Source organism: Saccharopolyspora sp. 6M, from assembly GCF_020176775.1.
Taxonomy (GTDB): domain Bacteria; phylum Actinomycetota; class Actinomycetes; order Mycobacteriales; family Pseudonocardiaceae; genus Saccharopolyspora_C; species Saccharopolyspora_C gregorii.
In genome coordinates, this window is the sequence record NZ_JAIUJZ010000172.1 from 1 (window position 1) to 25,565 (window position 25,565).

General features: G+C 73.5%; 21 protein-coding genes and 1 pseudogene. 12 read left to right on the forward strand and 10 right to left on the reverse strand.

Annotated elements, in window-relative coordinates; all coding sequences use genetic code 11:
- Positions 1-165 precede the first annotated feature (165 nt).
- Positions 166-372 carry a hypothetical protein gene (locus tag LCD31_RS21190; protein ID WP_224960509.1) on the reverse strand — a complete coding sequence of 69 codons (207 nt, stop codon included), beginning with the start codon at positions 370-372 and terminating at the stop codon, positions 166-168.
- A gap of 485 nt (positions 373-857) precedes the next feature.
- Between LCD31_RS21190 and LCD31_RS21195 the strand changes: the two genes are divergently transcribed.
- Entirely contained in the window at positions 858-1,397 is a 540-nt protein-coding gene (locus LCD31_RS21195) for a DUF4232 domain-containing protein (RefSeq protein WP_224960511.1), read from the forward strand.
- A gap of 85 nt (positions 1,398-1,482) precedes the next feature.
- Here the strand turns inward: LCD31_RS21195 and LCD31_RS21200 are convergent, their stop codons facing one another.
- Positions 1,483-3,339, reverse strand: coding sequence for an acyl-CoA dehydrogenase family protein (locus tag LCD31_RS21200; protein ID WP_224960513.1), 1,857 nt, complete (start codon positions 3,337-3,339; stop codon positions 1,483-1,485).
- A 168-nt stretch (positions 3,340-3,507) separates the two neighbouring features.
- Between LCD31_RS21200 and LCD31_RS21205 the strand changes: the two are divergent.
- A pseudogene (locus tag LCD31_RS21205) lies at positions 3,508-4,164 on the forward strand (TetR/AcrR family transcriptional regulator); the annotation flags it as partial.
- A gap of 222 nt (positions 4,165-4,386) precedes the next feature.
- Here the strand turns inward: LCD31_RS21205 and LCD31_RS21210 are convergent.
- Entirely contained in the window at positions 4,387-5,223 is an 837-nt protein-coding gene (locus tag LCD31_RS21210) for a MaoC family dehydratase (protein WP_224960515.1), read from the reverse strand.
- Complete coding sequence (locus LCD31_RS21215) at positions 5,220-6,557, reverse strand: 3-oxoacyl-ACP reductase (protein ID WP_224960517.1); 1,338 nt, start codon at positions 6,555-6,557, stop codon at positions 5,220-5,222. The genes LCD31_RS21210 and LCD31_RS21215 overlap by 4 nt, the downstream gene beginning before the upstream one ends.
- Before the next feature lie 225 nt (positions 6,558-6,782).
- Between LCD31_RS21215 and LCD31_RS21220 the strand changes: the two genes are divergently transcribed.
- Complete coding sequence (locus tag LCD31_RS21220; protein WP_224960518.1) at positions 6,783-8,060, forward strand: acetyl-CoA C-acetyltransferase; 1,278 nt, start codon at positions 6,783-6,785, stop codon at positions 8,058-8,060.
- Positions 8,061-8,183: 123 nt separating this feature from the next.
- On the opposite strand, the gene LCD31_RS21225 is transcribed toward LCD31_RS21220, so the two are convergent.
- Together LCD31_RS21225 and LCD31_RS21230 are read right to left on the reverse strand one after the other, a co-directional pair.
- On the reverse strand, positions 8,184-8,948 hold the full coding sequence (locus LCD31_RS21225; RefSeq protein WP_224960519.1) for a cytochrome c oxidase assembly protein: 765 nt from the start codon (positions 8,946-8,948) through the stop codon (positions 8,184-8,186).
- Positions 8,945-9,478: a DUF2243 domain-containing protein gene (locus LCD31_RS21230; RefSeq protein ID WP_224960520.1), complete on the reverse strand. Its 534-nt coding sequence runs from the start codon at positions 9,476-9,478 to the stop codon at positions 8,945-8,947. The genes LCD31_RS21225 and LCD31_RS21230 overlap by 4 nt, the downstream gene beginning before the upstream one ends.
- A gap of 96 nt (positions 9,479-9,574) precedes the next feature.
- Between LCD31_RS21230 and LCD31_RS21235 the strand changes: the two genes are divergently transcribed.
- The 8 genes from LCD31_RS21235 to LCD31_RS21270 all read left to right on the forward strand — a co-directional run bounded on the left by LCD31_RS21235 (position 9,575) and on the right by LCD31_RS21270 (position 18,855).
- Complete coding sequence (locus LCD31_RS21235; RefSeq protein WP_224960521.1) at positions 9,575-10,132, forward strand: DUF5872 domain-containing protein; 558 nt, start codon at positions 9,575-9,577, stop codon at positions 10,130-10,132.
- A gap of 13 nt (positions 10,133-10,145) precedes the next feature.
- Positions 10,146-10,475 (forward strand): DUF3140 domain-containing protein, encoded by a 330-nt coding sequence (locus LCD31_RS21240; protein ID WP_224960522.1) that lies wholly within the window; start codon positions 10,146-10,148, stop codon positions 10,473-10,475.
- Positions 10,476-10,584: 109 nt separating this feature from the next.
- Positions 10,585-11,376, forward strand: coding sequence for an SDR family oxidoreductase (locus tag LCD31_RS21245; protein WP_224960544.1), 792 nt, complete (start codon positions 10,585-10,587; stop codon positions 11,374-11,376).
- A gap of 135 nt (positions 11,377-11,511) precedes the next feature.
- Entirely contained in the window at positions 11,512-12,438 is a 927-nt protein-coding gene (locus tag LCD31_RS21250; protein WP_224960523.1) for a class I mannose-6-phosphate isomerase, read from the forward strand.
- 367 nt (positions 12,439-12,805) lie between these two features.
- A complete protein-coding gene (locus LCD31_RS21255) occupies positions 12,806-14,707 on the forward strand; it encodes an NHL domain-containing thioredoxin family protein (RefSeq protein WP_224960524.1) in 1,902 nt (633 codons plus the stop codon).
- A gap of 50 nt (positions 14,708-14,757) precedes the next feature.
- Complete coding sequence (locus LCD31_RS21260) at positions 14,758-15,078, forward strand: co-chaperone GroES (RefSeq protein ID WP_224960526.1); 321 nt, start codon at positions 14,758-14,760, stop codon at positions 15,076-15,078.
- Positions 15,079-15,226: 148 nt separating this feature from the next.
- Complete coding sequence (locus LCD31_RS29645; RefSeq protein ID WP_224960528.1) at positions 15,227-17,698, forward strand: VanW family protein; 2,472 nt, start codon at positions 15,227-15,229, stop codon at positions 17,696-17,698.
- 122 nt (positions 17,699-17,820) lie between these two features.
- Positions 17,821-18,855: a zinc-dependent alcohol dehydrogenase family protein gene (locus tag LCD31_RS21270; RefSeq protein WP_224960530.1), complete on the forward strand. Its 1,035-nt coding sequence runs from the start codon at positions 17,821-17,823 to the stop codon at positions 18,853-18,855.
- Between the two features lie 207 nt (positions 18,856-19,062).
- Here LCD31_RS21270 and LCD31_RS21275 read toward each other — a convergent pair whose 3' ends face one another.
- Entirely contained in the window at positions 19,063-20,907 is a 1,845-nt protein-coding gene (locus tag LCD31_RS21275) for an acyl-CoA dehydrogenase (protein WP_224960532.1), read from the reverse strand.
- A 330-nt stretch (positions 20,908-21,237) separates the two neighbouring features.
- Between LCD31_RS21275 and LCD31_RS21280 the strand changes: the two genes are divergently transcribed.
- Positions 21,238-21,768, forward strand: coding sequence for an OmpA family protein (locus LCD31_RS21280; RefSeq protein WP_224960534.1), 531 nt, complete (start codon positions 21,238-21,240; stop codon positions 21,766-21,768).
- A gap of 69 nt (positions 21,769-21,837) precedes the next feature.
- Here LCD31_RS21280 and LCD31_RS21285 read toward each other — a convergent pair whose 3' ends face one another.
- The 3 genes from LCD31_RS21285 to LCD31_RS21295 form a co-directional block, all read right to left on the reverse strand.
- Positions 21,838-22,170 carry a YnfA family protein gene (locus LCD31_RS21285; protein WP_224960536.1) on the reverse strand — a complete coding sequence of 111 codons (333 nt, stop codon included), beginning with the start codon at positions 22,168-22,170 and terminating at the stop codon, positions 21,838-21,840.
- 97 nt (positions 22,171-22,267) lie between these two features.
- Complete coding sequence (locus tag LCD31_RS21290; RefSeq protein WP_224960538.1) at positions 22,268-22,951, reverse strand: SDR family oxidoreductase; 684 nt, start codon at positions 22,949-22,951, stop codon at positions 22,268-22,270.
- 301 nt (positions 22,952-23,252) lie between these two features.
- Positions 23,253-25,304 (reverse strand): PhoX family phosphatase, encoded by a 2,052-nt coding sequence (locus LCD31_RS21295; protein ID WP_224960540.1) that lies wholly within the window; start codon positions 25,302-25,304, stop codon positions 23,253-23,255.
- Between the last annotated feature and the right edge of the window lie 261 nt (positions 25,305-25,565).

The following is a 25,565-nucleotide window of genomic DNA, read 5'->3' on the forward strand; positions in this document are numbered from 1 at the left end:
GCGCCCTGGGCGCGGGGCGGGGGGGGGCGCCCCCCCCCCCCCCGCCCCCGGGCACCACCCAGTTCGGCGGCCCCCGCGGGGGGGGGGGCCCCGCGCCCCCCCCGGGGGGGGGGGCGCGCCCCCCCCGCCCGTTCGTGCGCGGTGCGGGAGTTCCCGCCCCGGCGCTCAGTCCTCCTTGCGGCGGCGGCCGCCGGAGCGGGCACCGCCCCCGTTCGCGGCCGCGTTCTGCCGGGCCGCGCCGTCGGACTCGGCGGACCCGCCGCCGAAGTCGAAGCTGTGCGAGTCGAACTCGTGCACGTCGATGTCCGGCAGACCGCCGAGCTCGTTGTTCAGCTCGCCGAAGATCGGCGTTCCTGGATCGGGCTTGTTCACCGCTTCGCCCTCCCGTTTCGTTCTCGAAGCCGTGTTGCTGAGGTCGAGCCGGCACCGCTGGCACCGGACTCGTGGCGCGACCGGCTCTCCCAGCCGATGGCACCGGTGAGCCCACGCGCTCACCGTGCCGATCAAACGCGAACTAGACCGTTCGCCTCGCGCCGACCGCTGATGTTCATTCCTTCGGGCGAGTACATGATGCCTCGCAGCACTCACGAGGATGCACGCCCCTGGAACTTTCCCTCCCACATTCCAACATCGGCCCCGGGACGAGCATTCCCCGAGTGGTGTTCGCCACGCCCCGGCAACCTCGGTCGGGAGGCCCCGCGGACCCCGGGTCAACAGGCGGAAGCCGGATCTTGCGAGCGAATGCAGTGATTCAGCTCACTCCGAGTCAACGTCGGGGGCCGCTCGAACATCACTCGAACGTGTGGCCGTGAAGGTCGCGGTTCCCGGCGGGGGGACCGCACGGCCGCACCGGGGAGATGAGTCCAGTGTTCCGCACCAAGCACACCAAGACCGCCGCCATCGCCGGGTCCGCGCTGCTCGCCGGGATCGCGCTCGCGGGCACCGCCCAGGCCATGCCGCACGACCACCCCGACTACGACGAGTACTGCACCCCGGAGCAGGTCGACGTCACCGTCGGCCCGCTGAACCACGCGATGATGCACGAGGGCGCCGACGTCCGGTTCACCGCGAAGCCCGGCGAGAGCTGCCTGCTCGGCGGCGCCCCCGGCCTGAACTTCCTGGACGTGCAGGGCGACTCCGCGCAGATCCCCACCCGGTACCCCGAGGGGACGCCCGAGGTGCACCGCGTCGACGAGGCCCACCCCGTCTCGGCCGCGTTCAGCTACCAGGTGACCGACCCGAACACCGGCAACAGCATCCCCGGGTCCGTGCCCGGCGCCCTGGAGATCTCCTTCCCCGGCCCGGTCAGCCCGTACAGCGTGACCGTCCCGTGGAACGGCGCCACCGTCCCCGGCCCGGTCACCGTCACCGACCTCGCTCCGCTGCCCCAGCCCTGATCGCGGCGCGCCCGCGGGCCGGACGCGCCGAAGCCCCCGGCACCGTCGGCGCCAGGGGCTTCCGCCCGAGCTTCGGATCAGCGGATCACTGGATGTGGCGGCCGGAGATGGCGCGGGAGACCACGAGCTGCTGGATCTGCTCGGTGCCCTCGAAGATGTCGTAGATCTTCGCGTCGCGGTGCAGGCGCTCCACCGGGAACTCGCGGGTGTAGCCGTTGCCGCCGAGGATCTGGATGGCGCGCTCGGTCGCCCAGGTGGCGACCCGGCCGGCCTTGAGCTTGGACATGGAGCCCTCACCGGCGGTGAACGGCTCGTCGTTGCGGCCCATCCAGGCCGCGCGCCACACCAGCAGCCGCGCCGCGTCGATCTCCATGCGCATGTCGGCGAGGGTGAACGCGATCGACTGGTTGTCGATGATCGGGCGGCCGAAGGTCTCGCGCTCCTTGGCGTACTCCAGCGCGTGCTCGTAGGCGGCGCGGGCGATGCCGATGGCCTGGGAGCCGACGGTGGGGCGGGAGAGCTCGAACGTCTTCATCGCGGCCTGGCCGCCGGCCTTCGAGCCCTTGCCGCCCTCGCGAGCGCGGGCGAGCTTCTCGTCCAGCTTCTCCTTGCCGCCGAGCAGGCAGCTGCCGGGGACCCGCACGTCGTCCAGGAACACGTCCGCGGTGTGCGAGGCGCGCAACCCGTGCTTCTTGATCTTGCTGGGGGACTCCAGGCCCTTGGTACCGGGCGGGACGACGAACGCCGCCTGCCCGCGGGAACCGAGCGAGGAGTCCACGACCGCCTGCACGACGTGCACGTTCGCGATGCCGCCGTTGGTGGCCCACGCCTTCTGCCCGTTGAGCACCCACTCGTCGGTGGCCTCGTCGTAGACGGCGCGGGTGCGCATCGCCGAGACGTCGGAGCCCGCGGCGGGTTCGGAGGAGCAGAACGCGGCGACCTTCGGGTCGTCCTCGTCGCCGTAGCACTGCGGCACCCACTCGGCCATCTGGTCCGGGGTGCCCGCGGCGAAGATGCCCGCGACCGCCAGCGTGGTGCCGAAGATCGCCATGCCGATGCCGCCGTCGCCCCAGAACAGCTCTTCGTTGGCGATGGGCAGCGACAGGCCGGTGTCGTCGGCCCAGAACGTCGCGACGGTCTCGAAGCCGTACAGGCCGACCTTCGCGGCCTCCTGGATGATCGGCCAGGGGGTCTCTTCCCGCTCGTCCCACTCCGCCGCGGCAGGGCGGATGACCTTCTCGGCGAAGCCGTGCACCCAATCGCGCAGGTCGCGGTGTTCCTCGCTCAGTTCCAGGGAGAAGCTCATCGAAATCCTTCGGTTCGTGGCGGAGTGCGTGGTGCGTTGCGAAACGGGTGCGGAGCGTTCCGGTTCCCGAGCGTTCAGGTTCTCAGAAGCGGTGCGCCGAGTCCGGGGAACGGCGAGCCCGGCGGCGAAGCCGACGTCGCCGGCGACCTTCAACTTGCCGGTCATGAACTGCACCGGCGCGGAGGCGTTGCCGGAGACCAGCTTCAGGAACTCGACCGGCGTGATCATGATGGTGACCCGCGGGTCGTCGTGCTGCGGCTCCTTGTTCACCGTGCAGGTCCCGCCGGAGAGCACCGACTCGTAGCGGACGGTGTCCTGCTCGTCGGTGCCGATGCGCCAGCGCACCACGGCCTCGGTGGAGCGGGCCTTGTCCGACTTGTAGTGCTCGCTCATGCGGCGGAACACCTCGTCGAGCACCTGCACGCGGAGCTCGGGGCGGGCCATGACCGCCTCCACCTGCTTGGCCGAGGCGCGCGAGATCAGCTTGGCGAACTGCTCGGGGCGGAGTTCGCTGAGGTCCGCAGCCCCGTCGGCGGCGTGCTCGGAGGCCGCTGCCAGCAGCGCGACGAACTCCTCTTCGCCGATCTTCTTCGGGTCGACCTCGGCGAGCGCGGCGACCGGATCCGACTTGGACATGTGACCTCCCATTACCTACTGACAAGTAAGACTACGGGTGAGTAGGTAAGGCGGGCAAGGCATCCCGCTGATCGTTCTGCTCTAGCCTCTCCCGCAGATCAGGACCAAGCCGAGCACGCCGCGGAACCGGCCCGCAACACCGCCCGCGGCGGGAGAACAGGAGGTGGGATGCGGCCCGACCCGGACGATCACGAGGAGAGCCCACGACCCCGCAGCAGGCGGCTACCGCGCTCGGTGCGGGAACGGCAGATCCTCGACGCCGCCGTCGAGGTCTACGCGGCCCGCGGCTTTCACCTCGCGTCCATGGACGAGATCTCCGAAGTCGCGGGCATCTCCAAACCGATGATCTACGCCTACCTCGGCTCCAAGGAGGAGCTGTTCGTGGCGTGCATCCAGCGGGAGGCCACCCGGCTGATCGAAGCCATCAGCACCGCCGTGGACCCCGAGGTCGGCCCCGACGAGCAGCTCTGGCGGGGCCTGCGGGTCTTCTTCGACTACGTGCAGCGGAACCGGGCCAGCTGGGTGCTGCTGCACCGGCAGGCACCCGCGGGCGGCGAACCGTTCGCCGCCGAGTTCGGGCAGTGGCGGGAACGGGCGATGGTCCTCATCGCCTCCCTGCTGGCCCGCGCCACCGAAGGCGCCGCGCAGCCGATGCAGCCGCAGCAGATGGAACCGTTCGCCGCCGCGCTGGTCGGCGCCGCCGAATCGCTGCTGGACTGGTGGGTGGAACACCCCGAGCACACCGCGGACGGACTGGCGATGCGGTTGATGAACCTCGCGTGGATGGGGTTCGGCGACCTCGTCGAAGGACGCTCCTGGTCGCCCGGCGGGGGCGCCCCGGGCGCCGCCCCCCGAGGCCCCCAACCCCGGGGTGGGGGGGGGGGGGGGGGGGGGGGGGGGGCGCGCGGCGCGGCGCCCCCCGCCCCCCCCCCCGCGGCCCCCCCCGCCCCCCGCGGGGGCGCGGGGGGCCCCCCCCCCCCCCCCCCCCCCCACCACCCGCACCCGGATCCGCGCGCGCACGCGGACCCGGACCCGCCTTCCCGCAGGTCAGTGCAGCCGCCCCACCAGGTGCGGCTTACCGGAGCGGGAGTGCACCGCGAACGTCCCGGCGTCCCGGTGCGCGGTGAACTCCACCGTCGAGGGCAGCAGCAGCGGCTTCACGAAGTCCACGTCGACCGTGTACGCGTCCGGCAGCCTGCCCTCCAGCCCCGCCAGCGCCCGCGCCTTCGTCCACATCCCGTGCGCGATGGCGCGCGGGAAGCCGAACGCCTTCGCCGTCAGCGCCCGCAGGTGGATCGGGTTCTTGTCCCCGGACACCTCCGCGTAGCGGCGGCCCTGGTCGGCGGGCACCCGCCAGACGGCGGTGGCCGAACCGGGCTCGACCTCGGCGGCGCGCTCGGCCCGCGGCGCCGACTCGTCCGGCTTGCCGCGGCGCAGGTAGGTGCTGGTCTCCCGCCACACCACCTCGCCCTCGACGCTGGTCTCGGTGATCACGTCGAGCTGCCTGCCCTTCGGGTGCGGGCGCAGGTCCGCCACCCGCACCCGCTGGGTGAGCACGTCGGTGACCAGCAGCGGCCGGTGCACGGTGATGCTGTTGGCGACGTGCACCAGCCCCACCAGCGGGAACGGGAACCCCGGGTCGGTCATCAGCCGCACCGACAGCCCGAACGAGAGCACGTGCGGGTAGGTCGCGGGCAGCACGTCGCGCAGCCCGAACCCGCAGACCCGGTCGTACTCGGCCAGGTGGTCGTGGTCCACGGCGATGTCGCGGCGCACGTACTCGGTCTCCGGCAGCTCCCGGCCGCGGCGCAGCGGTCCGGTGGCGGCCGCCTTGAGGTACAGCGCGGAGAGGTTCGGCGGCGCGTCGATCTCGGTGCTCATCACGCCCCCAGCAGGCTCTGGCCGCAGACCCGCACGACGTTGCCGTTGACCCCGGAGGAGGCCGGGCTGGCGTACCAGGCGATCGTCTCGGCGACGTCGACCGGCAGCCCGCCCTGCGAGAGGCTGCTCATCCGGCGGCCGGCCTCGCGGATGAACAGCGGGACGGCCGCGGTCATCTTCGTCTCGATGAAGCCGGGCGCGACGGCGTTGATGGTGGCGCCGCGGCGGGCCGCGACCGGGGCGAGCGCCTGCACCAGGCCGATCACGCCGGCCTTCGACGCCGCGTAGTTCGCCTGGCCGACGTTGCCCGCGATGCCGCTGATGGAGGCGACGCCGATCAGCCTGCCGCCGTCGTTCAGCGGGGAGCCCTCGGCGAGCAGCGCCTCGTTGATGCGCTCCTGCGCGGTCAGGTTCACCGCGATCACCGAGTCCCAGCGCGCGTCGTCCATCCGCCCGAGCGTCTTGTCCCGGGTGATGCCCGCGTTGTGCACCACCACGTCGAGCCCGCCGTGGCGTTCGGCGAAGTGCTCGGCGATGCGCTGCGGCGCGTCCTCGGCGGTGATGTCGAGCTGCAGGGTGGAGCCGCCGATGCGGTTGGCGACCTCGGCCAGGTCGGCGCCCTGGGCGGGGATGTCGAGGCAGACGACGTGCGCGCCGTCGCGGGCGAGGGTCTCGGCGATGGACTCGCCGATGCCGCGGGAAGCGCCGGTGACCAGGGCGACCTTGTCGCGCAGCGGCTTCTCCCGATCGACCTGCGGGGCGTCGGCGCGGCCGACCCGCACGACCTGGGCGGAGACGAACGCGGACTTGGCCGACAGCAGGAAGCTCAGCGTGGAATCGAGGGACCGCTCGGCGCCTTCGGAGGCGTACACGAGCTGGGCGGTGGCGCCGCGCTTGAGCTCCTTGCCGACGGTGCGCACGAAGCCTTCGAGGGCGCGCTGCGCGACGCGTTCCCCGGCCTCGGTGGTCTCCTCCGGCGGGGTGCCGAGCACGATGACGCGACCGCAGGTGCCGACCTGGCGGATGACCGGGCTGAAGAAGGCGCGCAGCTGGGCGAGCTGGGCGCTGGAGGTGATGCCGGTGGCGTCGAAGACGAGCGCGGCGTAGCGGGCGTCCGCGGCGGCTTCGGTGCGGACCTCGGCGCCGACGGCCTCCAGCGTCCCCGCGATCGCCTCGCCGAGCCGGGATCCCGCGGCGGCGCCGGTGAGCACCGGGCCGCCCACGACGGGGTCGCCGGGCCGGTACCTGCGGAGCGGGGTGGGCGTGGGCAGGCCGATGCGCTTGGCGATCGTTCGACCGAACCCGGTCGAGGTGAACTGCTGGTACCGGTCGGACATGCGCACTCCCGTGAGCGGGTGGTCGGTGGACTGGGCGGTCGGCCCGCGGGTCGAGCGCGGCGGGCGCTCGGGAGGCGGACTCGACGTCTAACCTACCCGCGGGTAGGTTAGAGGGTCAGCGGGGTCCGCACCAGAGCCCCCGCACGATCGGCCCCGCACGCCGATCCGGTGAGCACCACCAGCCGAACCGCACGGACCACCGGTCCCGTCCCGAAGGAGTCCCGCATGCCCACCACTCGACGCGTCGCGATCGTCGGCGGCAACCGGATCCCCTTCGCCCGATCCGGCGGGCCCTACACGCAGGCGTCCAACCAGGACATGCTCACCGCCGCGCTGGACGGGCTGCTCGCCCGCTTCGGCCTGCAGGGCGAGCTCGTCGGCGAGTTCGTCGCGGGCGCCGTGCTCAAGCACAGCCGCGACTTCAACCTGGCCCGCGAATCCGTCCTCGGCTCCCGGCTCGACCCGCGCACCCCCGCGCACGACGTGCAGATGGCCTGCGCGACCGGTCTGGAGGCCGTCACCTCCGTCGCGAACAAGATCGCCCTCGGGCAGCTCGAATCCGGCATCGCGGGCGGCGTGGACAGCGCCAGCGACGCGCCCATCGCGCTCAACGACGACCTGCGCCGGGTGCTGCTCGCCGCGAACCACGCCAAGACCACCGGCGGCAAGGTCAAGGCGCTGACCGGGGTGCGGCCGCAGCACGTCAAGCCGGACATCCCGGAGAACTCCGAGCCGCGCACCGGCCTGTCCATGGGCGAGCACGCCGCCCGCACCGCGCTGGACTGGCAGATCGGGCGCGAGGAGCAGGACGAGCTCGCCGCCCGCAGCCACCAGCGGCTGGCCGCCGCCTACGACGACGGCTTCTTCGACGACCTGCTCACCCCGTTCCAGGGGCTCACCCGGGACCAGAACCTGCGCCCGGACAGCAGCGCCGAGAAGCTCGCCAAGCTCAAGCCGGTGTTCGGCAAGGGCGAGGGCGCCACCATGACCGCGGGCAACTCCACGCCGCTCAGCGACGGCGCCGCCGTGGTGCTGCTGGCCAGCGAGGAGTGGGCGGCCGCGCACAAGCTGCCCGTGCTGGCCTACCTCAGCGACATCGTGCCCGCGGGCGTGGACCACGTCAGCGGCGACGAGGGCCTGCTGATGGCGCCCGCGTACGCCGTGCCGAAGCTGCTGGAGCGCGGCGGGATCGGGCTCGGCGACTTCGACTTCTACGAGATCCACGAGGCGTTCGCCTCGCAGGTGCTGGCGACCCTGAAGGCCTGGCAGGACCCGGACTTCTGCAAGGACCGGCTGGGCCTGGACGCGCCGCTCGGCGAGATCGACCCGGCGAAGCTGAACGTGAACGGTTCCTCGCTGGCCGCCGGGCACCCGTTCGCGGCGACCGGCGGCCGCATCGTCGCCACCCTGGCGAAGCTGCTGGCCGGGCGCGGGTCCGGCCGCGGCCTGATCTCGGTCTGCGCCGCGGGCGGGCAGGGCGTCACCGCCATCGTCGAGCGCTGACCGGACGACGCGGAGGCCCCCGCCGGGGGGGGCGGGGCCCCCCCCCCCCGCGCCCCCCCCCCCCCCCCCCCCCGGGGGGGGGGGGGGGGGGGCGGCCCCCCCCCCCCCACCCGGGCGGCCCGACTAGCCCACCCGCCGGGACCGCTCCGGGTGCCAGGTCGCGACGAGGATCCCGGCGAGCAGCAGCTCGGCGACGTCCCCGGCGTAGTACATGAGCTCCGCGCCGCCCCGCACCTCCGCCGCCGGGCCGTGCACGGCAGTCCAGCCGCCGTACATCAGCTGGGCGGTGACCGCGTGCACCGCGATGGCGCAACCGAGGTACACCAGCCGGGTGCGCACCCCCGGCCGGTCCGGCGCCGGGTCCGGACCCGCGATGACGTGCGCGAACAGGTACCCGGCGAGCAGGAAGTGCGCGAACAGCAGCCAGTGCCCGACCGGGTGCTCGCCCACCTCGTGCAGCGGAGTCGCGTAGAGCACGACGAGACCGCCCGCGGACAGCAGCAGCGCGATCTCCGGCCGGTTCAGCACCCGGACCGGCCCGCTGCGCAGCAGCGCGGTCAACCGTCGCCCGACCATCGGCGGCGCGGTGCGCAGCAGCAACGTCACCGGGGCGCCCAGCACCAGCCCGAGCGGCGCGTACATGCCGATCAGCAGGTGCTGCACCACGTGCCCGCGGAAGTCCCCGCCCGCGAAGCTCGCGACCGGCGGCAGCAGCGCCACCGCCACCAGCGCGAGCCCGGCGGCGAAGCAGGCGGTGCGCCACCGGCTCCACCCGCGGGCCGGGTTGCGGCGCCGCGCCAGCCCGGCGAGGTGCAGGTACCCGGCGCCGACCAGCACCAGCGCGAGCACGGACGGCAGCACCCCGAACGCGTGCGCGTCGTGGCTCATCGGGAACCACCTCCGCCGAGGTCGACCGACCGACCGCCGCGTTGCAGCAGGTACCCCGCCACCACCAGCAACGCCCCCAGCGCGAGGAAGCCCAAGTCCCACCACAGCCGGTGCGGCCCGTCGCGCACGTGGTGGATGCCCAGCAGGTGGTGGTCGAGCACGCCCTCGACCAGGTTGAACACGCCCCAGCCGACCAGGACCCACCCCCACAGCACCCGCGACCCCCACACCCGGCGCCGCCGGCGGGTGACCCGCGAGTGCAGCAGCGCCAGCCCGACGAGCACGGCGAGCCAGCAGACGGTGTGGAACACCCCGTCCCACACCGTGTTCATCTCCAGCCCGGAGGTGGTGGCCGGGTCGTAGTACCGGATCCCGATGGCGTCGTCGTCCGTGCTGCTCAGCATGTGGTGCCACCGCAGCAGCTGGTGCAGCAGGATGCCGTCGACGAACCCGCCGAGGCCGATCCCGAGCACGATCCCCGGTGCCCGGAGCGGGGCGGGCCCGCTCCCCGCCGCAGCGTCGATCCCCATCTCGCCCCCCTGTCGCCGGTCCCTCCCGGCCGAGTTCCCCGGCCCGAGGGACGCCCAACCGCGCGTGGCGGCCGCGCGTCCGGGTAGCCGACCGGCATGGGCAAGAGCAGCGCGGACTACGAGCGCGACTACACGGACCCCCGGCTGCGGGAGCGGTTGAAGGACGAGTTGAAGGACTCCGACGACGGCGGCGCGCCGGGGCAGTGGTCGGCGCGCAAGAGCCAGCTCCTCGCGCAGCGGTACGAGCAGCACGGCGGCGGCTACCGGCACCCGAGGCGGCGCACCCGCGCCCAGCGGGACCTGCAGCGGTGGACCGAGGAGCGTTGGCAGACCGAATCGGGTTCGGCGCGGGCCCGGCACGACGGCACCACCGAGCGGTACCTGCCGGAGGCCGCGTGGGAGGAGCTGACCCCGCGCGAGCGCCGCGAGACCCGCCGCGCCAAGCGGGAGGCGTCCCGCCGCGGCGCGCAGCACGCCGCGAACCCGCCCGCCGCCAAGTCGGCGCGCAGGTCCGCCGAGCTCGACGAGCTCCCCGCCCGGGAGGCCGCGCGGCGCGCCCGCGAACTGCCCCCGCGCGAGGCGGCGGCGGCCGCGCGGCACGAGCGCGAGCACAAGGCCCGCAAGACCGTGCTGCGCGAACTCGACCGGACCTGACCAGGAGGCGGCGATGACCGACACCGATCGGCAGCTGATCGACGAGTTCGAGGAGCTCGTCAACATGACCCCCGCGGAGCTGGAGCGGTGGCTGGCCACCGACGAGTCGAAGAGCGCCGGGCAGTCCGGCGAGGGGGGCGAGACCAAGGGCCACGCGTCCGGGCGGCGCATCGTGTCGCTGCTGCGCGAGAAGCGCGCCGAGTTCACCGGCGACGACCTCGCGCACATGCGCGAGGTCCGCGGCTACGTCAAGCGGCACCTCGCCCAGCGGCCGTCCGGCGACCCGACCCGCACGACCTGGCGCTACTCGCTCATGAACTGGGGCCACGACCCGCTCAAGTGAGCGCCGTTTCACCCCGCGGGCCGCGGGTAGGGCGGAGGGGGCGCACGGAAGGGAGTCGGTCGTGACCACACCACCGCAGCAGCAGGCACCGCCCGGAGTCACCGGGGAGATGGACCCACATCCCGACCATGGCGAGCGGAGCTACACCGGATCCGGCCGGTTGACCGGCAAGGCCACCGTGATCACCGGCGCCGACAGCGGCATCGGGCGCGCGGTCGCGATCGCCTTCGCCCGGGAGGGCGCCGACGTGCTGCTGTCCTACCTCGACGAGCGGTCGGACGCCGAAGCGACCGCGCGCCACGTCGAGGAGGCCGGGCGCACGGCGGTCCTGGTGCCCGGCGACCTCGCCGACCCGGCGCACTGCCGGGCCGTGGTGGACCGCGCCGTCGAGGCGTTCGGCCGGATCGACGTGCTGGTCAACAACGCGGCGTTCCAGATGACCCGCGACCGGCTGGAGGACGTCCCCGACCAGGAGTGGGACTACACGGTGGCGGTCAACCTCAGCGCGATGTTCCACCTGTGCAAGGCGGCGCTGCCGCACCTGGGGCCGGGCTCCTCGATCATCAACTCGACCTCGGTGAACTCGGACATGCCGCCGCCGACGTTGCTGGCCTACGACGCGACGAAGGCGGGCATCGCGAACTTCACCGCCGGGCTCGCCCGGTTGTACGGGCCGCGCGGGATCCGGGCGAACAGCGTCGCGCCGGGGCCGATCTGGACGCCGTTGATTCCGGCCACGATGCCCACCGAGCAGGTGGAGCACTTCGGGGAGGACGTGCCGCTGGGCAGGCCGGGGCAGCCGGCCGAGCTCGCCGGGACCTACGTGCTGCTGGCCTCCGACGAGGCCGCGTACATCTCCGGCGCGCGCATCGCGGTCACCGGCGGGGTGCCGATCCTGTGACGCCGCGCTGGTACCCGCTGCGGTTGAGCACGCCCGTCGCCCGGCACGTCTTCGGCGGCCGGGCCATCGCCGACCGGCTGGGGAGGCGGGGCCCTGCCAGCGGACCGGATCGCCGAGACCTGGGAGGTCAGCGACGTGGACGGCCGCGGCGCGGAGGTCGTGGCCGGGCCGCTGGCGGGGCGGAGGCTGCGGGAGCTCACCCGCGCGCACCCCGACGAGCTGGTGGGGCCGGGCTGGCGCGGCGACCGCTTCCCGCTGCTGACCAAGTTCATCGACGGGACGGGCATGCTGCCGGTCCACGTGCACGCCGACGACGAGACCGCCCGGCGGCTCGAACGGGAGCCGAACGGCAAGACCGAGGCCTGGCACGTGCTGGACGCCGCGCCCGGCGCCACCGCCTTCATCGGCACCCGGGAGGGCGTGGACCGGGCGGAGCTGCGCTCGACGCTGCTCGCCGAGGACTTCGGCTCGGTGCTGCGGGAACTGCCGCTGCGCCCCGGTGACACCGTCTACGTCCCGGGCGGGACACCGCACAGCTTCGGACCGGACACGCTGATCCACGAGATCGAGCAGACCTCCGACATCCAGCAGCACGCCATGCCGTGGAACATGCAGGACGGCTCGCCGGTCGACCCGGAGCAGCGCCGCGCGAACGTGGAGCGGCTGCTCGACGAGTGGGACCCGGCCGCCCGGCCGCACCCGACGCCGGGCCTGCGGCTGCCGCCGAGCGGAGACGCCGACCGCGTCCTGTGCTGCGCCGGACCGCACTTCGCCCTGGAGCGGTGGCGGCTCGGCGCGGGAACCGAGCGGGAACTGCCCGTCGGCCGGGTCCTGCTGCTGAGCAACGCGGGCGGGGCGGCGCGGGTGCGCAGCGCGGGCGGCGACGACGAGCTCGAACCGGGCCGGACGCTGCTGCTGCCCGCGGCGCTGGAGCGGGCGTCGATCACCGGGCCCGCGGACGTGCTGCTCGGCTACCTGCCCGATCTCGACCGCGACGTGCGGCGGCCGCTGCTGGCCGCCGGGTACGGGCCGGAAGCGATCGCCGCGCTCCACGGGGGCTGAGCCGGCGGGCCGCCGATCGCGAATTCCCGCGCCGGTGCGGAAACACCGCCGAGCTCACCGAACGCGCTGGTCAACGAGCCGCGAACCGGCCGTTCGCGGCATCCGCGGCACCCACAACGGCGTGACTTGAGTCACACCGAGGTCGGTGTGTAACAACGCCGGGGGTGCCGCCGATATGGATGGTGACCCCGCGGTGCTGTCGGACCCCCGACCTGGCAGCACCGCGGGGCTTTCCAATTCCGGGGTTTCGACACCCCGACGCACCCCTCCTCCCGGCCGCTCCCGCGGCGGGAACCCGGCGCGATCCGCGTACCGGATCAAGCTTCCGATCGCCCCCGCCATTCCCGCGCCGGGCGAACTTCCCGGCATGTGGACGCGGGAACAGGGCGCCCGGCCGGTGTTGTTGACTCCGCACGTGAGTACCGCGTCGCACCTCCGCACCCGCGTCCGCGCGCCCGAGCTGACCGGGCGGCAGTGGCTGAACACCGGCGGCCGGGAGGTTCTGCTCTCCGACCTGCGCGGCAAGATCGTGCTGCTGGACTTCTGGACGTTCTGCTGCATCAACTGCCTGCACGTCATCGACGAGCTCCGGCCGCTGGAGCAGGAGTTCGCCGACGAGCTGGTCACCGTCGGCGTGCACTCGCCGAAGTTCGAGCACGAAGCCGACCCGGACGCGCTGCTCGCCGCGGTCGAGCGCTACTCCGTGCACCACCCGGTCCTCGACGACCCCGAGCTGACGACCTGGCAGAACTACGCCGTCAAGGCGTGGCCGACGCTCGCCGTGGTCGACCCCGAGGGCTACCTGGTGCACGTCGCCGCGGGCGAGGGCCACGTGGACGCGCTGCGCAGCGTGCTGCGCGAACTGGTCGCCGAGCACGACGCGAAGGGCACCCTGCACCGCGGCGACGGCCCCTACGTGCCGCCGGAACCCGCCGCCACCGAGCTGCGGTTCCCCGCGAAGATCGCCGCCGGGCCGGGCACCGTGCTGGTCTCCGACTCCGCGAACCACTCGCTGGTCGAGTTCGCCCAGGACGGCGAGACGGTGCTGCGCCGCATCGGCAGCGGCGAGCGCGGCGCCCGCGACGGCGGGCCCGCCGAGGCCTCCTTCGCCGAACCCGCCGGGATCGCGGTGCTGCCCGCGGCCGTCGCCGTCGAGGCCGGCTACGACCTGGTCGTCGCGGACACGGTGAACCACCTGCTGCGCGGCGTGCGGCTCGCCGACGGGCACGTCACGACCGTCGCGGGCACCGGCGAGCAGTGGCGCGACGGCGCGGACGGGGGCCCGGGGACGGACACCCCGCTGACCAGCCCCTGGGACGTCGCCTGGTGGGAACCGGCGGGCGGCGTCGTCATCGCGATGGCGGGCAACCACACGCTCGGGCTGTTCGACCCGCGCACCGGGCAGGTCCGGCGCTTCGCGGGCACCACCGTGGAGGGCCTGCGGGACGGGGACGCGGCCGAGGCGTTCTTCGCCCAGCCCTCCGGCCTCGCCGACGGCGGGGACCGGTTGTGGCTCGCCGACTCCGAGACCTCCGCGCTGCGCTGGATCGAAGCGGACGGCACCGGGTTCCGGGTGCGGACCGCGATCGGCACCGGGCTGTTCGACTTCGGCCACGCCGACGGCCCCGCGGAGAGCGCGCTGCTCCAGCACCCGCTGGGGGTGGCGGTGCTGCCGGACGGGTCGGTCGCCGTCTGCGACACCTACAACGGGGCCCTCCGACGTTACGATCCGGCATCGAACGAGGTCGCCACGCTCGCCACCCACCTCGCCGAACCGTCCGGCGCGGCCGTGGTCGACGGGGAGCTCGTGGTGGTGTCCTCCGCGGCGCACCGGCTGGAGCGGCCGGTGCCGCCCGGCGTCTCCGCGAAGCTCGTCGAAGGCGCATCGCAGCAGGTCACGCGGCCCGCCACCGAGATCGGCGACGGGGAGGTGCGGCTCGCCGTGGTGTTCACCCCGCCGCCGGGCAGCAAGCTCGACGACCGCTACGGGCCCTCCACCCGGCTGGAGATCACCGCGTCCCCGCCGGAACTCCTGGTCGAGGGCGCGGGCACCGGAACCGACCTGGAACGGCGGCTGGTGCTCGCCGACGGCATCGAGCACGGCGTGCTGCACGTCGTCGCGCAGGCCGCCAGCTGCACCGACGACCCCGCCGTCGAACACCCCACCTGCAACCTGACCAGGCAGGACTGGGGAGTGCCGGTGCGGGTTGCGCCAGGTGGCCCACCGCGGCTGCCCCTGGTGATGGGCGGTATGGACGCCGGAGCGTGAGCGGCCCCCTGCGCGGCGGACCCGCCGGGGCGGGCACGTAAACTTTTCGGGTGACCGATGCCAAGCTCGAGATCCAGATGCTGCATGACCGGGTCATGGTGCGGGTCTCCGCGGAATCAGGCGAACGCCGCAGCAGCGGTGGCATCGTGATTCCGGCGACCGCCCAGGTGGCCAAGCGGCTGCTCTGGGGCGAGGTCTTCGGGGTGGGCAGCCACGTGCGGGCCGTGAAGGTCGGCGACCAGGTGCTGTTCAACCCCGAGGAGCAGTTCGAGGTCGAAGTGCAGGGCCAGCCCTACCTGGTGATGCGGGAGCGCGACCTGCACGCCGTGGCCAGCGAGCAGATCGAACAGGGCACCGGCCTGTACCTGTGAGCCACTGATCCACCGCGAGCCGCGACCGGCACCCCTCCCAGGTGCCGCCGCTGTCGGGGTGAGGCGGGCACGGCGTCCTTGACGGACCGCCCCGGCGCCTGTTCGCTGATGTACCCCACCGCACGACCAGACCGATGAAGGGGAAGCGGTGCCGGAAAACTACGACGTCTCATCCGGGGACGATCCGAACCGGAAACCGGCGGGCGACGACCCGGCCGGCCGGGCGGAGCGGCCCGGCGCATCGGGCGGCTCCGCCGCGGACGCCACGCGGCCGAGCACCCCGGCCCCCACCGGCGTGCCGGAGGAATCGGCGGCGGAGCGGACCACGCAGATCTCCGCGGAGCAGCTCGCCGCGGCCGGATCCGCATCGACGGGATCGGCATCGGCCGGGTCCGCGTCGACCGGATCCGCGACGGCGCAGTCCGCGTCGGCGGGCGCGACGGGCTCGGCTGCGGAGCAGGCACCCTCCGGAACCCCGGCGGAATCCGCCGCCCCGGCCGAGCGCGGCACCCGCCCGCTCTCGCAGCAGTCCGGCGCCGACGACACGCAGCGCCTCGGGCAGGAACCGCCGGAGGACGACGCCGAGCGCACCCAGACCATCCCCACGGTCCCCGCCGAGAGCGGCGGCACCTACGCCTCGCCCACGGACTTCCTCGGCGCCCCCGGTTTCCTCGGCTCGTCCGAGTCGACCGCGGTGCACCCCGCGGTGAGCGGCCAGGAACCGACGGTCCAGACCTCGGGCGGTTCGTTCGCCGCCCCGCCGCCCACCCAGCAGATCTCGTACCCCGAGGTCGATTCCGAGCGCACCCAGAACATCCCGAAGGTCCCCGCCGACGCGAACTCGCCGTCGGCGGCCGGGTTCGCCGGCGGCATCGGCGGCGGCTTCGCCGAGGACCCGCCGGAGCAGAGCGGCCCCAAGGACCGCCGCAAGCTGATCCGCGGCGGCATCGTGGCCGGGATCGCCGCCGGCGTCCTGCTGCTGCTCTACGTGGGCGACCTGACGTTCAGCAGCGGCACCGTGCCGCGCGGCACCACCGTCGCCGCCGTGCACGTCGGCGGCCTCACCCCGGCCGCGGCGGAGCGCAAGCTGCGCGAGGAGCTCGGCCCGAACCTGCAGCAGCCGGTGCAGCTGCAGGCCGGGGACTCCACCGCCACCATCTCCCCGGAGCAGTCCGGGCTGACGATGGACTGGCCGGCCACCATCGAGCAGGCCGGTTCGCAGCCGCTGAACCCGTTCACCCGGATCGCCTCGCTGTTCACCAACCGCGAGATCTCCCCGGTCAGCCACGGCGACGAGCAGCAGGTCGTGGCCGCGCTGGAGCAGGTGAAGCCGCGCCTGGAGCGACCGGCCTCCGAGGGCACCATCAAGTTCGAGGGCGCCACCCCGGTCGCGGTCGAACCCGTCACCGGCCGTTCGGTGGACGTGCAGGTGGCCGCCGACCAGGTCATGGCGGACTGGGCGAAGGGCGGCGCCGTCCAGGTCCCGTTCACCGAGCAGGCGGTGAGCACCACCTCCGACGGCGTGCACCAGGCGCTGCGGAACGTGGCCCAGCCCGCGGTGTCCGGTCCGATCGCGATCAAGGGCGAGGGCCACGACGCCGCGCTCGCCCCGGAGACCGTGGCCGCCGCGCTGCGCTTCGAACCGGACGGCAAGGGCGGGCTCCGCTCGCACCTCGACCTGCCGACGGTGATCGGCGGGGTCGAGCCGCAGCTGCTCGACACGATGAAGCCGGCGAAGGACGCCGAGGTGGTCCTCGAAGGCGGCCGTCCCGTGGTGCACCCCTCCTTGGAGGGCCGCGGGGTCAACTGGGAGAAGAGCTTCGAGAAGCTCCTGGACGTGGCCCGCAAGAAGCAGGACCGCACGGTGCAGGCCGTCTACGAGCAGCAGCCGCCCGCGTTCAGCACCGACCAGGCCAACGGCCTCGGCATCAAGGAAGTCATCAGCGAGTACCAGACCGGCGGCTTCGAAGCGGCGTCCGGGGTGAACATCCGGCGCACCGCCGAGCAGGTCAACGGAGCGGTGATCAAGCCGGGCGAGACGTTCAGCCTCAACGGCCACACCGGCCCGCGCGGCACCGCGCAGGGCTACGTGGAGTCCGGGATCATCGAGGACGGCCGCCCGGCGAAGGCGGTCGGCGGCGGCATCTCGCAGTTCGCGACCACCCTGTTCAACGCCTCGTACTTCGCGGGCGTGCAGGACGTGGAGCACAAGGAGCACAGCTACTACATCAGCCGCTACCCGGCGGGCCGCGAGGCCACGGTGTTCCAGAACCCGGACGGCAGCAGCGTCATCGACGTGAAGTTCAAGAACACGCTCGCCAGCGGAATCATGATCACCACGGAGTGGACGCCGTCGTCGATCACGGTGAAGTTCTGGGGCACCAAGCAGTACGACGTGGGTTCCGAGACCGGTCCGCGCACCAACGAGAAGCCCCCGCACGAGAAGGTCGTGCCGCCGGGCGAGCCGTGCAGCCCCAGCAAGGGCAACGGCGGCTTCACCGTCACCGACACCCGCACGTTGACCGACGTGAAGACCGGGAAGGTCAAGAAGGAGAAGCCGACCAAGACGGTCTACAACCCGCAGCCGATCATCCACTGCGGCGCGCCACCGGCGCCCTGACCCGCACCGCCGACGAGGCCCTTCCCGGTTCCGGGAGGGGCCTCGTCCGCGTTCCGAGGCATCGGCCGCGCCGCACCCGGGCACCCGGTGGGGGACGACGAACCCGACCGAGGGAGCCAGCGATGCGAGCCACCGTGATCCGCGGAGCCGGCGACGTGCGAGTGGAGGAGGTGCCCGACGCGGCCCTGCGGGAACCGGCGGACGCGGTCGTGCGGGTGGTGCTGACCTGCGTGTGCGGTAGCGACCTGTGGCCGTACAAGAGCATGGAGCGCGACGAGGCCGGGCAGCGGATCGGCCACGAGTTCCTGGGCGTGGTCGAGGAGGCCGGGTCCGCGGTGCGGTCGGTGGGGCCGGGTGACCTGGTGGTCTCGCCGTTCACCTTCTCCGACGGCACCTGCCGGTTCTGCCGGGAGGGGTTGCAGACGTCCTGCCCGTCCGGCGGGGTGTACGGCTCGCCCGGCGAGGACGGCGCGCAGGGCGAGGCGGTGCGGGTGCCGCACGCGGACGGGACGCTGGTGCGGTTGCCGGTGGAGCAGGACGATCCGCTGCTGCCCTCGCTGCTCACCTTGGCCGACGTGTTCCCGACCGGGCACCACGCCGCGGTGTCCGCCGAGGTGCGGCGGGGCGGTTCGGTGGCCGTGGTCGGTGACGGTGCCGTCGGCCTGTGCGGGGTGCTGGCCGCCGCCCGGCTCGGCGCCGAACGCCTGATCATCATGGGCAGGCACCCGGACCGCACCGAGCTGGCCCGCGAGTTCGGAGCGACGGACGTGGTGGCGGAGCGCGGCGACGCCGGGGTGCGGCGCGTGCGGGAGCTGACCGGCGGCGAAGGCGTGCGCTCGGTGCTGGAGTGCGTGGGCACCGCCGAGTCGATGGCGACCGCGACCCGCCTGGTCCGCGACGGCGGCGCGATCGGCTACGTCGGCGTCCCGCAGGAGGGCGGCGGCGTGGACCTGCGGGAGCTGTTCATGCGCAACGTGCGGATCGGCGGCGGCGTCTGCCCGGCGCGGTCCTACGTCGAGGAGCTGATGCCGGACGTGCTCTCCGGCGCGGTCCGGCCGGGCCGGGTGTTCGACCACGTCACCGACCTGGACGGGGTGCCGGACGCGTACCGGGCGATGGCCGACCGGAAGGCGCTCAAGGCGCTGGTCCGGGTCTGACCGGGGTGGGGGCGCCGCGGGGGGGGGGGGGCGGGGCGGCCCGGCGGCGGGGGGGGGGGGGCCCCCCGCCGCCGGCCGCCCCCCCCCGCCCCCCCGCGGGGGGCCCCCCCCCCGCCCGGGCCCCCCCCCCCCCCCCCCCCCCCCCCCCCCCGGGGGGCGCCCCCCCCCCCCCCCCCCCCCCCCCCCCCCCGCCGGTCTCGCGCCGGATCAGAACGCCGACTCGTCCAGCTCCATGATGGAGTTGTCCGCGTTCTCCACGATCTTGCGGCGGCCGGTCAGCTCCGGCAGCACGTTCTTCGCGAAGAACCGGGCCACCGCGACCTTGCCCTGGTAGAAGGGCTGGTCCTTCGCCGAGGCGCCCGCGTCCAGCGCCGCCAGCGCGATCTCGGCCTGGCGCAGCAGCAGCCAGCCGATGAGCAGGTCGCCCATGCTCATCAGCACGGTCACGGCGTGCTGGCCGACCTTGTAGATGTTGGTCACGTCCTCCTGCGCGGAGGTCAGGAAGCCGAAGACGGCGCCGAGGGTGCCCTGCACGTCGTCCAGCGCCTTCGCGAGCAGCGCCCGCTCCTCCTTGAGCCGGTCGTCCGCACCCTCGGCCTCCAGCGACTTCTGCACCTCGGCTGCGAGGTGGCCCAGCGCTGCGCCGTTGTTGCGGACGATCTTGCGGAAGAAGAAGTCCTGCGCCTGGATCGCCGTGGTGCCCTCGTACAGGCTGTCGATCTTGGCGTCCCGGATGTACTGCTCGATCGGGTAGTCCTGCAGGTAGCCGGAGCCGCCGAGGGTCTGCAGCGACAGCGTCAGGTTCTCGTACGCCCGCTCCGAGCCGACGCCCTTCACGATCGGCAGCAGCAGGTCGTTGACCTGCTCGGCCAGCGACACGTCCGCGCCGCTCGCCTTGCCCTGCGCGATCTGGTCCTGGTACGTCGCGGTGTAGAGGTACACCGCGCGCAGGCCCTCCGCGTACGCCTTCTGCAGCAGCAGGATGCGACGCACGTCGGGGTGGTTCGTGATCGCCACGCGCGGGGCGGTCTTGTCGGTGGCCTTGGTGAGGTCGGCGCCCTGCACGCGCTCCTTGGCGTACTCCAGCGCGTTGAGGTAGCCGGTGGACAGCGTGGCGATGGCCTTGGTGCCGACCATCATCCGGGCGTACTCGATGACCTGGAACATCTGCGCGATGCCGTCGTGCACCTCGCCGAGCAGCCAGCCCTGCGCGGGCGTGCCGTGCTGGCCGAAGGTCAGCTCGCAGGTGGCGGAGGCGTTCAGTCCCATCTTGTGCTCGACGTTGGTGACGAAGGCGCCGTTGCGCTCACCCGGCTCGCCGGTGGTGCCGTCGAAGTGGAACTTGGGCACCAGGAACAGGCTCAGGCCCTTGGTGCCGGGTTTGCTCTCCACGCCGTCGCCCTCGGGGCGGGCCAGCACCAGGTGCATGATGTTCTCGGTCATGTCCTGGTCGGCGGAGGTGATGAACCGCTTCACGCCGTCGAGGTGCCAGCTGCCGTCGGCCTGCTTGACGGCCTTGGTGCGCCCGGAGCCGACGTCGGAGCCCGCGTCCGGCTCGGTCAGCACCATGGTGGCGCCCCAGCCGCGCTGGATCATCAGGTCGGCCCAGGCGCGCTGCTCCTCGGTGCCGTTCTTGTGCACGATCCCGGCGAACTGCGGACCCGCCATGTACATGTACACGGCCGGGTTGGCGCCGAGGATCAGCTCGGAGGTGGCCCACTGCACGGTCGGCGGGATGCCGTAGCCGCCGAGCTCGTCGGAGAGCCCGAGCCGCCACCACTCGCCGTCCATGACCTGCTGGTAGGACTTCTTGAACGACTCCGGCAGCGTGACCGAGTGGGTCTTCGGGTCGAACTTCGCCGGGGTGCGGTCGCCGTCCGCGAACGACTCGGCGAGCGGCCCGGTGGCGAGCGCGTTGAGCTCGCTGAGCACACCGCGCACGGTGTCCTCGTCGGACTGCTCGAACGCCCCGGTGCCGAGCCGGTCCTGCACCTTGAAGAGCTCGAACAGGTTGAATTCGAGATCGCGGACGTTGCTCTTGTAGTGGCCCATTTCGCAGGCTCCCTCTCCGCACTGATGATCCGAGCCGGCCCCGCTCTCCGGACATGGCCTTACTCGTCGGTAACTCCAGAGTATTACCCCGCAGTAACTTCTGTCGAGCGGGTGGGCCGGAAACCACCGGGAAGGCCCTGTGACATGCGCCGAACCGGGCATCTCGCCCCCACGCGCGGCCGATCGCGCAACCCGGACGGCTTCACACGATCGCGTGGGAGCCCGAAACCCGACCTGCCCGGACCTCCACCTCGACATCCAATGGAGGGACCCACGCTCCGGGCGCCCCACGCGCGCCGCGCCCGGCGAGCCCGATTCGCGGAGGTCGGCATGGATCGAAGAACAGCCCCCTACGGCGTGGCGGCGGCCGCGCTCGTCGCACTCCTCGCAGGCTGCTCCGGCGGCGGCGACGACCAGGGCCAGGGTGGCCAGGAGGGCGAGGTGCCACCGGCGCCGCCCGCGCAGCAGCAGGAGCAGACCCCGGCGCCGCCGCCGAGCCCGGACCCGGCGGCCGCCAAGACGGCTCTGCAGCAGCAGATCGACCAGGCCCTCGCACAGAGCCCGATCACCTTCGAGGCCGACAGCGCGGACCTCACCGAGCAGGGCGAGCAGACCGCGAAGAAGGCCGCCGAGCTGGCGAAGTCCGCGCCGCAGGAGCTGAAGTTCACCATCACCGGCTACGTCGCCGACACCGGCAACCCGTCGCCGAAGGACCAGGAGCTGTCCCAGCAGCGGGCGCAGGCCGTCGCGGACGCGTTCACCGAGGCCGGCGTCCCGAAGGAACGCCTCGAAGTCGTCGGCAAGGGCACCGCGGAAGGCGGTACCGAGCAGGACCGGCACGCGACGATCGCCGTCCAGTAGCGGCACCGATCGACCGGGGACGGGAGGGAAGCCCGCGTGCTCCCTCCCGTTCTCGCGTCCGGGCCCGGCTCAGCCGCGCGGCGCGTACATGATCACGGCGACGCCGACCAGGCACAGGGCCGCGCCCGCCAGGTCCCAGCGGTCCGGCCGGAACCCGTCCAGCAGCACGCCCCACGCCAGCGAGCCCGCCACGAAGACCCCGCCGTACGCGGCGAGGATCCGGCCGAAGTTCGCGTCCGGCTGCAAGGTGGCGACGAACCCGTAGGCGCCCAGCGCGAGCACCCCGGCGCCCATCCACAACAGGCCCTTGTGCTCGCGCACCCCCTGCCAGACCAGCCAGGCACCACCGATCTCGGCGACGGCGGCGAGGGCGAACAGCACGATCGAACGAAGCACGGTCACCCGAGCACGCTAATCCGGGGCGGGCGCCGGCCTGCGGACTCCCCGGCGGCGACCCGGTGCGCGGACGGCCGCCCGCAACGGCCGCGGCCCGGCGACGTCAGGAGGGGCGGACGACCAGCTCGGTGAGGTGGGCGTCGGCGGTGGCGCGCACCGCGGTGCAGACCGGCCCCGCGACCGACTCCGGGGTCAGGAAGCGCTCCGGCCGGTACTCGCCGCCCTCGGCCGCGACCACGCCGCGCTGCATGTCCGTGTCGACCCGGCCCGGGAAGACCGAGGTCACCCGGACGCCGTTCGCGGCCTCCTCGGCGCGCAGCACGTCGGCGAACGCGCGCAGCGCGAACTTGCTCGCCGCGTAGGAACCCCAGTTCGGCTTCGCGTTCAAGCCCGAACCCGAATTGATCAGCACCACGTGCCCGGAGGCCGCGCGCAGCTCGGGCAGCAGCAGCCGGGTGAGCTCGGTGACCGCGAACAGGTTCAGCTCGAAGGTCCGCCGCCACGAGTCGACCGACACGTCCGAGACCGCGCCGAGTTCCACCAGCCCCGCGCTGTGCACCAGCACGTCCAGCCGGTCCACGTCCCGCACCGCCGCCGCCACCGCGTCCGGATCGGTCAGCTCCACCGGCCACGGGCGGGCGCCGTCGATCTCCGCCGCCAGCTCCCGCAGCGCTTCGCCGTCCCGGCCGCCGAGCAGCACGTCGTGGGTCTCGGACAGGGCGCGGGCGGTGGCGGCCCCGATGCCGCGGGAAGCACCCGTGACCAGGGCGATCGGACGTTCAGACATGGTCTGAATCGTATCCGTCGCACGCGCGCGCACGGTGCGCCGGGCGCCCCACCGGGCCGGACGCCTCCGCCCGCGGTCGGGCGGGCGCGCCGGGGCCTTCCGGTGGACCGGCGCCGCGCGGGGCGTTGGTGCACCCGCGGAGCGCGACGCCCGCGTTCGGGTGCTCCGGGATTTCCCGTGGGACGTGCGCGCCGGAATCCTTCCGCGCCTGGTGATCGGGCGTTCCCCGGTCCGGCCCGGTCACCGGCGAGCGCAACGAGGGCCTCCCGTGTTCGGAAGGCCCCCGCGCTCGCAGGTGAGATCAGCGCCGGCCGATCTCACCACCGTCCTCCCGCCACACCACGGCCACCGAGGGCCGCGGCTGCGAGTCGCCGCCGTCCGGCCAGTGCGACGTGGGGTGCTGGGCGTCCTCGGCGTCCTCGCCCGGGTGCTGCACGTTGACCGTGACCAGGTCGTCGAGGACCACCGGACCGCAGGTCTCCGCGCCCACCGGCACGGTCAGGAACTGCTTCACCTTGCCGCGTTCCGGTCCGTCCACCGGCACCGCGAACAGCCCGTCGTTCGAGCCGAGCTCGTTGCCGTCGGTGGTGATCCACAGGTTCCCGAACCGGTCGAAGGTGACGTTGTCCGGGCAGGAGATCGGGCTGACCTGGGACTTGTCGAAGCCGCCGAAGTAGGTGCCCGGGTCGTTCGGGTCGCCGCACACCAGCAGCAGGTTCCAGCGGAACCGGGTGCCCGCGGTGTCGTCGGCGAACTCCAGGACGTGCCCGTGCTTGTTGCCGACCCGGGGGTTGGCCTCGTCGACCGGGGCGTTGTCCGCGGAGCCGCGGTTGCTGTTGTTCGTCAGCGCGCAGTAGACGCGGCCGTTCACCGGGTTCGGCTCGATGTCCTCGGGCCGGTCCATCTTCGTCGCGCCGAGCGCGTCGGCGGCGAGCCGGGTGAACACGTAGACCTCTTCGGCGCTGAAGCCGGGCACGAAGGACTCGTTCCCGCTGACCAGCTTCAACCACTCACCGGTGCCGTCGAAGTGCCCGTCGGCGGGCAGCGCGCCCGAACCGTCGATCTCCTCGGCGGGGCTGTTGCCGTGGAAGCGGGCCACGTAGAGGGTGCCGTCGTCGAGCAGCGCCGAGTTGTGCCGCCGCGCGTGCGCGCTGCGGCCCGGCTTGTACCGGCCGTTCGAGACGAACTTGTAGATGTACTCGAAGCGCTCGTCGTCACCGGAGTAGGCGACCACCCGGCCGTCGTCGGCGATCTGGATGGTGGCGCCCTCGTGCTTGAACCGGCCCAGCGCGGTGTGCTTGACCGGGGTGGACGTCGGATCGTTCGGGTCGATCTCGACGACCCAGCCGAAGCGGTTCGGCTCGTTCGGCTCCTGCGAGACGTCCCAGCGGCGGTCGAAGCGCTCCCACTTGCGGTCGGTCTCGCCGGTGCCGATGACGTAGCGCCGGTAGCGCTCGGCCGCGACCGGCTCGGTGATCAGCTCGGAGTGCCCGAAGTACTGGTGGAAGTTCTCCTCGCCGGACAGGATCGTGCCCCACGGGGTGACGCCGCCCGCGCAGTTGTTCTGGGTGCCGAACACGCGGGTGCCGGTCGGGTCGGCGGAGGTCTTGAGGAAGTCGCTGCCCGCGGCGGGTCCGCGCACCTCGAACTCGGTGTTCAGCGTGATCCGCCGGTTGCGCTCGCCGCGCCGCGCGACGAGGCCCTTGCCGCGTTCCTTCGCGACCTCCACGACGGACAGGCCGTGCGCGGCCCAGGCGATGCGGACCTGCTCCTCGGTGGGGTTGTCCTCGTCGTAGTCCGGGAACATGTGCGACTCGGTGGTGTACTCGTGGTTGACCACGAGCAGCCCGCGCCTGCCTGCCGCGTCGAGCGGGACGAACCCGGCGAAGTCGTTGTTGTAGCCGAACTGCTTCTCCTGCGCCGCCGCCGACTGGTGGTGGAAGTCGAACTCGGGGGCGCCGTCGACGAGCGGATCGCCCCAGCGGATCACGATGCCCTGCGCGTAGCCCTCGGGGACGGTGAGCCGGTCCTCCTGGTTCGGCGCGACCGGCGCGAAGTCGGTGCCCGGCACGGGACGACCGGCGGGACGCGGGGCGGTGGCCGCGGCGGTGCCGGACAGGGCGGAGGCCCCGCCGACCGCCAGCGCCAGCACGCCCCCCGCCTTCAGCGCGCCGCGACGGCTCAGGACGCTCGCGACGACGTCGCCGAAGTAGCCGTTGCCGGAGGTGTTCGGCGCCTCGTGCGCGCAGGCGTTGCCGCAGCGGTACTTGCAGGTGGCCGATGCCCGGCGGGCGGAGTGGTTCGACAGCAGTGGCAGCGGGACGACCCGCCCGCCGTCCGGTCGGGTGGACACACGGACCTCCAGGTGTCAGTCAGGAACACCTGGACGCTATGCCGATCAGGCGAGGTCCCCTGGACGTGCAGGTGAACAGCACCCGAACTCATGACGCTCGGTCGTCGGACACCGTCGGCCGGCCCCTCGATCGCGTCGCCGGACCGCAACGGCCCCTCACCCTCCGCGAGCAGCACCCGGGCGGGGGGGGGGGGGGGGGGGGGGGGGGGGGGGGGGGGGGGGGGGGGGGGGGGGGGGGGGGGGGGGGGGGGGGGGGGGGGG